Raw genomic sequence first — 10,135 nt, forward strand, 5'->3', positions numbered from 1 at the left:
CACAGTTATTGTGGTGTAATCTTCTGTGATTTGCTGTGAATAACCTTTTAGGATTAGTAATATTAGGCTGTATTCTCACATCCTCCGTAGCATTGGCAGAGCCATCTCTTATAGTCATTTTTCCCCAGACAAACTATCAGACGAGTGCCGAAAAAATCTTCTTTCTAGGCACTGCACCACCAGATGGTCAGGTTTTGATCAATGGTAAGCCAGTTACCCGCAGCAAAGCAGGTCATTTTTCCCCTAGTTTCCCCTTGCAGTTGGGGGAGAATCTTTTTACTGTGCGTCACGACAATCAAGAACTCCAGATTAAAGTGACAAGGCTTACCACTGGACTTGAGCTACCACAAGGTTTAGGCTTTGCGAAAGATTCCCTGACTCCCGCATCTGACATTGCCAGACTACCGGGAGAACTGATCTGTTTTAGCGCGTTAGCGAAACTTCCCCAAGGGGTCACACCCCCTAACGCCAATGTCTCTGTCAAGTTGGCTAATCAAACTATTGCCCTTTCGCCCCAACCTCAACAGGCACAACTACCAAGTAATTTGGCAATTCTGACAGGACAAAATCAGCCTTATACCCAGTCTAGCCTAGGCAATTATCAAGGTTGCACCACAGTGGCAGCCGCCGCCGATCTGGGGAAACCTCAGTTTCAACTGACGCTCAATGGCAAGACAATAACTCAGCCAGGATCTGGTAAAATTCAAATCCTCTCAAAAGCAGAGTTGCCAGTTGCTGAAGTAACGGCAGACGCAGGCGTTGCTCGCACTGGCCCGAACACCGATTATTCTCGACTTACACCACTGCCCAAAGGCACACGCGCAACAGTTACAGGTAGGGAAGGTGAATGGTTGCGCCTAGAGTATGGCGCCTGGATTAATAGTAAAGAAACGCGCATTTTACCTGGTGCAATTCCGCCACAGACAATAATTCGCAGTGTCGGATACCGTCAACTCCCTGATGCGACAGAGATAGTTTTCCCCTTACAAGTTCCCGTACCCGTGAGTGTGCAACAAAGTGAGCAAGCGATCGCTCTCACTCTCTACAATACCACTGCTCAAACCGACATTATTCGCCTGGATGATGACCCCCTAATTTCTCGCCTAGATTGGCAACAGGAAGCCCCAGGACAAGTAAAATACACCCTTAACCTCAAAAAAGCTCAACAGTGGGGATATAAGCTGAGATACGACGGTACAACCCTGGTTTTAGCTTTGCGTCATCCGCCTAAAATCGGGAACACAAGACGCAAGCCTTTAGCTAATTTCAAGATTGTACTAGATCCAGGGCATGGTGGTAAAGAATCTGGTGCCAGTGGCCCAACTGGATATTTAGAAAAAGATGTGAATTTGGTGGTATCTAAGTTGCTGCGCGACGAGTTGGTGAAGCGAGGAGCAACGGTGGTGATGACGCGGGAGGACGATCGCGAACTTTCTTTAGTAGAACGTCAGGCTATTATCAGTCGAGAAGAACCAGCGATCGCTATTTCCATACATCACAACTCCCTACCCGATGATGGCGATGCCGAAAAAATCAAGGGATTCGCCGCTTTTTGGTATCAACCCCAAGCTCATAACCTCGCAATATTTTTACAGAAATATGTAGTTAAAAAACTCGCTAGACCTTCTTATGGTGTATTTTGGGATAACCTGGCGCTGACACGTCCAACTGCTGCACCATCGGTGTTGCTGGAATTGGGTTTTATGAGCAATCCCGATGAATTTGAGCAGGTGGTAAACCCAGAAGAACAGAAGAAAATTGCAAATGCGATCGCTCAGGGGATTACTGAGTGGTTTAGGAGTGTGAGATAAATTTTGAGGTAAGCTAAAAATCTTTTAATTTGCATCCTCAAAAAAATGAATCTCTTGTGGGGTGGGCATCTTGCCCGCCCTAGTTGTGCAAATTAAATGCGCGACAGCTTACAACACTAGTTCCTAATTGTATTTGGTGGAGTGCGATCGCCTCCGGCGGGGCGTAGCCCATCGCTCTTTTTTAGCTAATTACTGCTTAATATTGCGATCAGTTTTTGTTCAAGCTTTTTGACTTTTATAGTCTATTGCCAAGCATAGCACTTAGTGCTATATAATAAGCGAAGGTAATGACCATAGCATGATAATCTACAAAACCCGATGGTTTGACCGTTGGGCATGCAAAGAGGGTTTAAACGACCTTAGCCTCTGCGCTGCTGTAAACGAAATGACGGCAGGACTTTACGAAGCCGATTTAGGAAGCGGACTGTTCAAAAAGCGGATTGCCCGCTCTGGACAAGGTAAGCGCGGTGGCTTTCGTACATTGGTCGCAACCAACAAGGGAGATTGCTGGTTTTTTGTTTTCGGCTTCCCGAAAAACGAGCGCAGTAACATTAACAAAAAAGAAGAAAAAGCATTAAAAAAGCTGGCCTCAGTGCTGTTCTCTTACACGCTAGAGGATCTCGAAAAAGCCAAGCTGGAAGATGAATTGATGGAGGTAATTTGCAATGCCGAAGAAGAAATCAGCGATTCTTGAAGCCGTTCACGAAACGGCTACGGGGCTGCACAAGGCTGGACTGATAGATCAGACTATATTACGTGAATTCGACTGTCTGTGCTTGTCTGAGATTGAACCGCTAGAACCTGAGCAAATTAAGCAAATACGCGAATCATCTCATGTCAGTCAGGCAGTATTTGCTGCGATTTTAAATACAAGTCTATCAACGGTTCAAAAGTGGGAAATCGGTCAGAAGCATCCCAGTGGCACTGCTCTTAAGCTGTTGCACCTAGTTAAGAAACGGGGATTGAATACCCTGATTGATTAAGGGTTATTTTTGAGGAAAGTGACGCTATGAAAATTAGTTATGACCAAGAAAGTTTTGAAACATTAATCGCTCTGCTAAATTTGCGTAGGCATAGCCCGCTACGCTCAGTAGCCAAGAAGTCGCCCGACGTGGAAAGGAACTCTACCAAAGAAGTATCCGTGCCAAAGTTGAGACAGAAGAGAACATTGGCAAAATTATCTCGATTAATGTTGAAACAGGAGATTACGAAATCGGTGATGATTTAGTCGAAACGAGTCTTCGATTACGATCCAACCAAACCGATGCTGCACTTTGGGGAGAAAGAATTGGTTTTGATGCCGTTTATGCAGTTGGTGGTACGGCTCTGGTGGATGAAATTCTATAACCTTCGACTATAAGTGTGCAGTAGCGACGCAGCATAACAATTTTTCTGTATTACGTTTTTTTGCTTCATACCAAAACATGGTATTAGCTTATTTTCTTATGCTTCCCGTTTTGGCATCAGATGCGATCGCCCAGGCATGAAAAAATCCAAAAGATGCAGCAATGCAGAAGATAGCAAAAACAGCCCTCAAGTTCTTGAAAGGTGCGATCGCTTAAGATGCCCCAATGCCCAGCTAGGAAATATTAAGGACAAAACAGCGTGTCACGCGTATCTCGTCCTGTAATGGGATTAGTCCCTTTGGCAAGTTTGCACAATTTTTTTTGCTCATCGGAACGCAGCAGCGTATCGGTAAAATCCGCCCCGTCAATGATTGCACCGTCAAATCTGGCGTTAGCGGCAAAGGCACCTTCCAATAGTGCATTTGTCAAATTTGCTCTCACTAAACGAGCCGAGTCTAAAGTGGCATTTCTTAAATCAGAACCCTCTAAATTCGCAGACTCCAAATTTGCTGCAAAAAAACTGACACCGTTCAAATTAGCATGACTGAAGTTGCTCTGGCGAAGATTAGCTTTGGTAAAGCTGGAGTCTGTTAAATCACGTCCTGAGAAATCAGCCTCAACCAAAATTTCTTTATTATATTCTAGTGCCAAAGCTGTGGGAGCAAAACCGACCGTTGCCGTGATGCCAACTATTCCCCACAGAAATAAGCTGAGTACGCTTGCCCAAATTCGGGCGCTTAACTTAGAATTCATGCTATTTTTAGCCAATGGCGAACCCTCCTCCATCTCATTATCCCGATAGTTGTCTAACGAGGTGTTGACTTATTAGCTTGCCGTTTGCGTGTAGATTATCACAAATAGGGTAAAGATCCCCTTTTTACAGCAGAATTCAAGTATTTGAACCACATCTGTCGTAAGGGCACAGCATTGCTCATTGGTGTCAACTTAAGCTAAAAGTCTTTTCAAATCTCGTTTCCAGCAAGAAGGCTGGAAATGCAGCTCAATTGCGGCTCTGCCGCCAGCAAGGGAGGCGGAGCCTCTAGAACGGCGTTCCCAGTCGGAGACTGGGAACGAGGGAATCTATATTTTGGATAAAGTCAAGCTAATTGAGTCATTAAATAATCCAGAATCCTAAAGTTTATATGCAGTATCCAGATATTGGTCAATTAGGAGAAGACCTAGTTGCCCAATGGTTGCAATCTACAGGTTGGATAATTCTCCATCGTCGCTTTTCTAGCCGTTGGGGAGAAATTGATATTATTGCCCAATATGATGGAAAATCTGGGGAACCAAAGCAGCAGAGTCAACACTCAGCACTCAGCACTCAGCACTCATTACTGGCATTTGTTGAAGTCAAAACCCGCAGTTCAGGGAGTTGGGATGCAGGGGGAAGAAGCGCAATCACCCCACAAAAACAAGTAAAAATCTCAAGAACAGCTGGAATGTTCTTAGCCCAATATCCTGAGAAGGCAGATTATTCTTGTAGATTTGATGTTGCTATTGTCTACTGTCAAAGGATATCAAAAAATCTGACTGGGGTTACAGCAAGCGAGGAAGCTGTAGCGACTTCATTAGTAGCCGGATATAAGTTTAAGCTGCAAGAATACATTCTTGCAGCTTTCGACTCTTCAATTGATAATGGTTAATTGGTAATGGATAAAATATCTTGATTACCAATGACCAATAATTTTGTAGTGACATTACAACCAAATAGTGTCACGCCAAAGTTTCTGGACAGTAGCCTAAGCCCCGGACAAACTGTTGCCGGAAAGCTTCGATTTCGTCTCTCTCTGGGCTACCATGAGAGACGATCGCTACTTGATAACGACGCATCACATCTACAGGGCACTGTCCTGCTTCCAAACTCCAAAGTGCCATTTGCACCCTCATTGGCGGTTCGTAGCTAATTCCTAATTCATTTAGAAATGCGCGAAAGTCACCATCTTCTTGGGGCGAGACTTGACCTTTGAGTTTGATCCTAACCACCCAGCCATCAATTTGATGAATTACGGTGACGAACGAAACTGGTGTCTGGGGTCTAGCGTGGAGATGTTGAACGACCCTCAGGGTTAGACTGGCATTTGCCAGATAGTACAAGTATTCCATGTTTGTTGGTGCTTGGGATCAAAGCCAATCCTACATATCTATCTTCGTCAATCAATGCCTGTTCGCGGTAGGGTAAAATCCCCCGTTTTTAGATGGGGAGGTTTACCCAATTTTTATGTTAATTTTTCCGTGTTACTCAATAGTATCAATCTTATAGCCTAGCGAGAAAACTGAGCAAAGATGCCTTAAAGTTCCTTTATAAGGGAAAGCTCAAACCAGCTTTTTTAAGAGAGTATAAATACTAAATAAAACAAAAACTAGTAGAAGCCAATTTGAAAGACACCTCTAGCCCACAACAAAAAGATTTTGAATTAGATTGCTCGGTAGCTGGCTATGACTACAAACTATCTCCAGAACTGATTGCCCAAAACCCAGCAGTTCCTAGAGATAGTTCGCGGTTACTTGTGGTTAATTCTCCTACCACAGGCATCGAAACAGCGTCCCTACACCACATTTTCCATGATTTGCCTGCACTGCTGCGCTCTGGTGATTTGTTGGTGATGAACAATACAAAAGTTATTCCAGCGCGGCTTTATGGTCATAAATCTACTGGTGCTAAAATCCAGGTGTTGCTGTTGGAAGAACGGCAGCATAACTGTTGGTTAGCTTTAGTTAAGCCCGGAAAAAGCTTCAAACAGGGAACGAAGATTATTTTTGAACCAAGGCAATTGGGGATTATGAATCAGGGATTAGGGATTGGGGATTGGGAAGATTCGTACCCAATAAAGAGTCCTCAACTCACAGCTACGGTTCTAGAAACAGACGCAGCAACCGGGGGGCGTTTGTTGCAATTTGATGTGCCAGAGGGAAAATCTTTGGTGCAACTGTTAGAGGTATTTGGTGAAATACCGCTACCACCTTACATCACTGCATCAGTTGCTGCTGATGATCAGTATCAGACAGTTTATGCCAAACAGCCAGGAGCGATCGCAGCTCCGACAGCAGGATTGCATTTTACAAGAGAATTATTACAAAAGTTGCGCGATCGCCAAATAAATCAAGCTTTTGTGACGCTACACGTTGGTGTAGGCACATTTCGCCCTGTGGAAGTGGAGGACGTAACTACCCATCAGATGCATGAAGAATGGATTGAAGTCCCCGCCACCACAGTAGAGCAAATCCGCGCTACTAAAGCAGCTGGTGGTCGAATTATTGCTGTGGGAACAACGGCAGTACGGGCATTAGAAGGGGCGGCTGAATCTGGGAATTTACAACCATTTTGCGGTAAAACAGACTTGTTTATTTATCCCGGCTACCAATGGCGGGTGGTGGATGGTTTAATTACCAATTTTCACCTACCGCGTTCCAGTTTGCTGATGTTGGTAAGTGCGCTCATTGGCAGACAACGGTTATTGAATATATACAACGAAGCGATCGCTTTTGGCTATCGCTTTTATTCATTCGGTGATGCCATGCTAATTTTGCCGTCAGCTGTGGGAGTGGGGAGTTAGGAGAGACGCGATGAATCGCGTCTGTACAAAAGTTTGGAGAGGCGATTAATCGCGTCTGTTGGAATTTTGAAAAGTTGGAATTTTTTCTTTCGTGATGGGTACTCTGACTTATGAGGAGTTAAAAATAAGTAAAGGTTTGCCATTCATGTCTGAAAAATCTCTATTTTCTCAGTGGTTACATTTATTTTGCCAAGTGACACTCTGTGGCTGTTCTACGTATTTTCTCTTGGCTGTACCGACAATTACTAATTTCCCAGTCAGCAAGCTGCTGGCAGAAACCGCAATTTCTCAGAATCTCGAAGCAGCTAGTTTTTTCCAGCAGGGAGTCATGCGCTATAACCGCAAAGACTTACAGGGTGCGGAATATGCCTTCCGCCAAGCATTGCAGTATGACTCTAACCTTGGGGCAGCACGGAATTATCTAGGTAATATATTCATGGGGCAAAATCGCCTGGATTTAGCTTTACAAGAATATGCAGAGGCGGTTAAAGTTAATCCCAATTTTAGTGAAGGTTATTACAACTTAGGGTCAGTGTTGCAGCGACAAGGAGAAAAAGATGCAGCGATTAGTGCTTATCGCCAGAGTCTTGCGATCAATCCGACAAGGGTAGCAGCGCTGTATAATTTAGGTTTAGTGCTGTATGAACAAGGACAGCTAGAGGAAGCGATCGCTGCATACCAAAAAGCAGTTAGTTTAGATAACAGCAATGCCAATGCTTATTTTAATTTAGCGATCGCCTTACAACAACAAGGTCAAATAGAGCCGGCGATCGCCACTTATCGCCAAGTCTTGCACCTAGATCCTAAAAACGCCACAGCCTACAACAATATGGCAAATTTGCTAGCAATTCAAGGTCAAGCTGCTGAGGCTATTTCTGTTTATCAGCAAGCTATTCGCCTAAATCCGAAAAATGCCTCAGCTTACTATAACTTGGGAGTAACTTTATATAATCAGGGCGAGATCAAAAAAGCCAGTGGAGTCTTGAAACGTGCTCATAAGGAGTATCTTCAGCAAGGGAACATTGAACAAGCTGAGAAAATTGAACAGCTAATGCAGCAAATTGCCCAGAAAAGTGAGCAACAGCCACCTCAAGCCAGTCAAACAGTTACTCCTTCCCAGACTCCACAACCTACAAGTAATGTAGTACAACCACCTCTGCCACAGACGCCAAATTAACCAGAAACTTATACGGAAACGCCCGCAAACCCTGCCTCAGTTGAACCGGAGTCTACTTTAACGAGTCCTGGACAGTGAAACAATCAAAACCTCACCCCCAACCCCTCTCCTTAGTAAGGAGAGGGGAGTTAACAATTCAAAATTTAATTAAAAACACATGTGATACCGTATATCTGGATGTTTTTTTGAATTTTGGTTTGTCTTAACACTGGTTTTTTCATGAGTGCAACACTTTACGAGCAAATTCAGCAATTTTACGATGCTTCCTCTGGTCTGTGGGAACAGATTTGGGGTGAACACATGCACCACGGCTACTATGGCGCGGATGGTACCCAGAAAAAAGACCGCCGTCAGGCTCAAATTGATTTAATTGAAGAACTGCTTAATTGGGCAGGGGTACAAGCAGCAGAAAATATCCTAGATGTGGGTTGTGGCATTGGTGGCAGTTCTTTATACCTCGCACAAAAGTTTAATGCTCAAGCTACAGGGATTACATTGAGTCCTGTGCAAGCCGCAAGAGCAACGGAACGCGCCCTGGAGGCGAATTTGAGCCTGAGAACAAAGTTCCAGGTAGCCAATGCTCAAGAAATGCCTTTTGCTGATAATTCTTTTGACTTGGTTTGGTCGCTGGAAAGCGGTGAACACATGCCAGATAAAAAGAAGTTTCTTCAGGAGTGCTACCGAGTATTGAAGCCTGGTGGGAAGTTAATTATGGTTACTTGGTGTCATCGACCAACTGATGAGTCCCCATTAACGGCGGATGAACAAAAGCACTTGCAGGATATTTATCGGGTGTATTGTTTGCCTTATGTGATTTCTTTGCCGGAGTATGAAGCGATCGCCCAGCAACTACCATTACATAATATCTGCACCGCCGATTGGTCTACCGCCGTCGCCCCCTTTTGGAATGTGGTGATTGATTCCGCATTCACTCCCCAAGCGTTTTGGGGCTTACTAAATGCTGGTTGGACTACCATCCAAGGGGCATTATCACTGGGATTAATGCGTCGCGGTTATCAGCGCGGGTTAATTCGGTTTGGCTTGTTGTGCGGCAATAAATAAGGTAGCAGCAGAGAGAGGCTTTCACCCCGCCTTTGACTTTCGTCAAACTCTCCCCTCTCCTTACTAAAGAGAGGGGTTGGGGGTGAGGTTTTGTATTTTATTAAATCCGCGCGTTCCTAAGCATATTAAATAATCCACTCAAATCCGGTAAAATTAAGTTTCTCCTTTTTGTTCTTTGAATTTCAGCAAATGCCACTCGAACTGCAAAACCTCACAGGCGGTTACACCTCAGTAGCAATTATTCAAGACATTAACCTCACTCTGCAAACAGGAGAATGGTTGAGTTTAGTTGGTGCTAATGGTTCAGGTAAATCTACTTTACTCAAATTGCTGAGTCGTATTCTGTCCCCACAGCAAGGAACAGTGCTACTTGATGGCAAAGCAATTCACTCTCAAGCCCCAAATATAGTTGCACAGAAACTAGCATTATTACCGCAACAACAAACAGTTCCCCTTGGGTTAACAGTGCGACAATTAGTAAGTTTAGGACGCACGCCACATCAACCTTGGTGGCAATGGGAATTAAACGCCCAAGATTGGGTGAAAGTGGAAGCTGCAATTAAAAAGACGCAACTAGAAAAATTGAGCGATCGCTTAGTCGAACAACTTTCCGGCGGTGAAAGACAACGGGCTTTTTTAGCTTTAGCACTAGCGCAAGAACCAAAAGTTTTACTATTAGATGAACCGACAACTTTTTTAGATATCAACTATCAATTGCAACTATTAGAACTGCTTAAAGAACTGAATCAGCAGCAGGGATTAACTATTGTCACAGTTTTACACGAACTGAATTTAGCAGCCCGGTATAGCTCCCGCATTGCATTATTAAAACAGGGTCGCATTTGGGAAGTTGGAACACCTGAAGAAGTTATGACACCAAATGCGATCGCTCAAGTCTTTGGCGTAGAATCAGTGATTATTCATACACCTGTAGGATTGCAAGTTTGTGCTATTTCTGCGGTTTAATCTGTTTTGATAATTTTGAGATGCTCATTAGTTTTTAAGTAAGTGGGTCAAATTAAATATAGCGGTTCTCACTTGAGTGAGGTACAAGAACCCCACCCCCAACCCCCTAAGAGCAAGCGAAGAGGCAGGGTGGATTAATTGTCCAGAGAGAAAATATAACATGGAAGGATGATTCCTTGAGAAAAACACCAAAAACAGAGGAAAGTTGGGAATGAA

10 protein-coding genes and 1 pseudogene are annotated in these 10,135 nt (G+C 44.1%); 9 read left to right on the plus strand and 2 right to left on the minus strand.

The window, feature by feature from the left end:
* Positions 1-35 precede the first annotated feature (35 nt).
* The 4 genes and pseudogenes from V7K31_RS00575 to V7K31_RS00590 all read left to right on the plus strand — a co-directional run.
* Positions 36-1,811 carry an N-acetylmuramoyl-L-alanine amidase gene (locus V7K31_RS00575; protein WP_335091978.1) on the plus strand — a complete coding sequence of 592 codons (1,776 nt, stop codon included), beginning with the start codon at positions 36-38 and terminating at the stop codon, positions 1,809-1,811.
* A gap of 298 nt (positions 1,812-2,109) precedes the next feature.
* Complete coding sequence (locus tag V7K31_RS00580) at positions 2,110-2,505, plus strand: type II toxin-antitoxin system RelE/ParE family toxin (protein WP_335091980.1); 396 nt, start codon at positions 2,110-2,112, stop codon at positions 2,503-2,505.
* Positions 2,477-2,794 (plus strand): helix-turn-helix domain-containing protein, encoded by a 318-nt coding sequence (locus tag V7K31_RS00585; protein WP_335091981.1) that lies wholly within the window; start codon positions 2,477-2,479, stop codon positions 2,792-2,794. Before V7K31_RS00580 ends, V7K31_RS00585 begins: the two co-directional genes overlap by 29 nt.
* Before the next feature lie 103 nt (positions 2,795-2,897).
* A pseudogene (locus V7K31_RS00590) lies at positions 2,898-3,158 on the plus strand (hypothetical protein); the annotation flags it as partial.
* Positions 3,159-3,400: 242 nt separating this feature from the next.
* On the opposite strand, the gene V7K31_RS00595 reads toward V7K31_RS00590, so the two are convergent.
* A complete protein-coding gene (locus V7K31_RS00595; RefSeq protein ID WP_335091982.1) occupies positions 3,401-3,910 on the minus strand; it encodes a pentapeptide repeat-containing protein in 510 nt (169 codons plus the stop codon).
* Positions 3,911-4,299: 389 nt separating this feature from the next.
* Between V7K31_RS00595 and V7K31_RS00600 the strand changes: the two genes are divergently transcribed.
* Complete coding sequence (locus V7K31_RS00600; RefSeq protein ID WP_335091983.1) at positions 4,300-4,803, plus strand: YraN family protein; 504 nt, start codon at positions 4,300-4,302, stop codon at positions 4,801-4,803.
* 70 nt (positions 4,804-4,873) lie between these two features.
* Here the strand turns inward: V7K31_RS00600 and V7K31_RS00605 are convergent, their stop codons facing one another.
* Positions 4,874-5,263: a hypothetical protein gene (locus V7K31_RS00605; protein ID WP_012412259.1), complete on the minus strand. Its 390-nt coding sequence runs from the start codon at positions 5,261-5,263 to the stop codon at positions 4,874-4,876.
* A 272-nt stretch (positions 5,264-5,535) separates the two neighbouring features.
* On the opposite strand from V7K31_RS00605, the gene queA reads away from it, so the two are divergent.
* The 4 genes from queA to V7K31_RS00625 all read left to right on the plus strand — a co-directional run bounded on the left by queA (position 5,536) and on the right by V7K31_RS00625 (position 9,919).
* On the plus strand, positions 5,536-6,714 hold the full coding sequence (gene queA, locus V7K31_RS00610) for a tRNA preQ1(34) S-adenosylmethionine ribosyltransferase-isomerase QueA (protein ID WP_442941176.1): 1,179 nt from the start codon (positions 5,536-5,538) through the stop codon (positions 6,712-6,714).
* 145 nt (positions 6,715-6,859) lie between these two features.
* Positions 6,860-7,891 (plus strand): tetratricopeptide repeat protein, encoded by a 1,032-nt coding sequence (locus V7K31_RS00615; RefSeq protein WP_335091984.1) that lies wholly within the window; start codon positions 6,860-6,862, stop codon positions 7,889-7,891.
* Between the two features lie 219 nt (positions 7,892-8,110).
* Positions 8,111-8,953, plus strand: coding sequence for a methyltransferase domain-containing protein (locus tag V7K31_RS00620; protein ID WP_335091985.1), 843 nt, complete (start codon positions 8,111-8,113; stop codon positions 8,951-8,953).
* Positions 8,954-9,142: 189 nt separating this feature from the next.
* The gene (locus tag V7K31_RS00625) at positions 9,143-9,919 is read left to right on the plus strand and encodes an ABC transporter ATP-binding protein (protein ID WP_335091986.1); all 777 of its coding nucleotides are present in this window, start codon (positions 9,143-9,145) and stop codon (positions 9,917-9,919) included.
* Positions 9,920-10,135: the final 216 nt, after the last annotated feature.

The organism is Nostoc sp. (genome assembly GCF_036917675.1).
In the GTDB taxonomy this organism is placed as follows: Bacteria; Cyanobacteriota; Cyanobacteriia; order Cyanobacteriales; family Nostocaceae; genus Nostoc.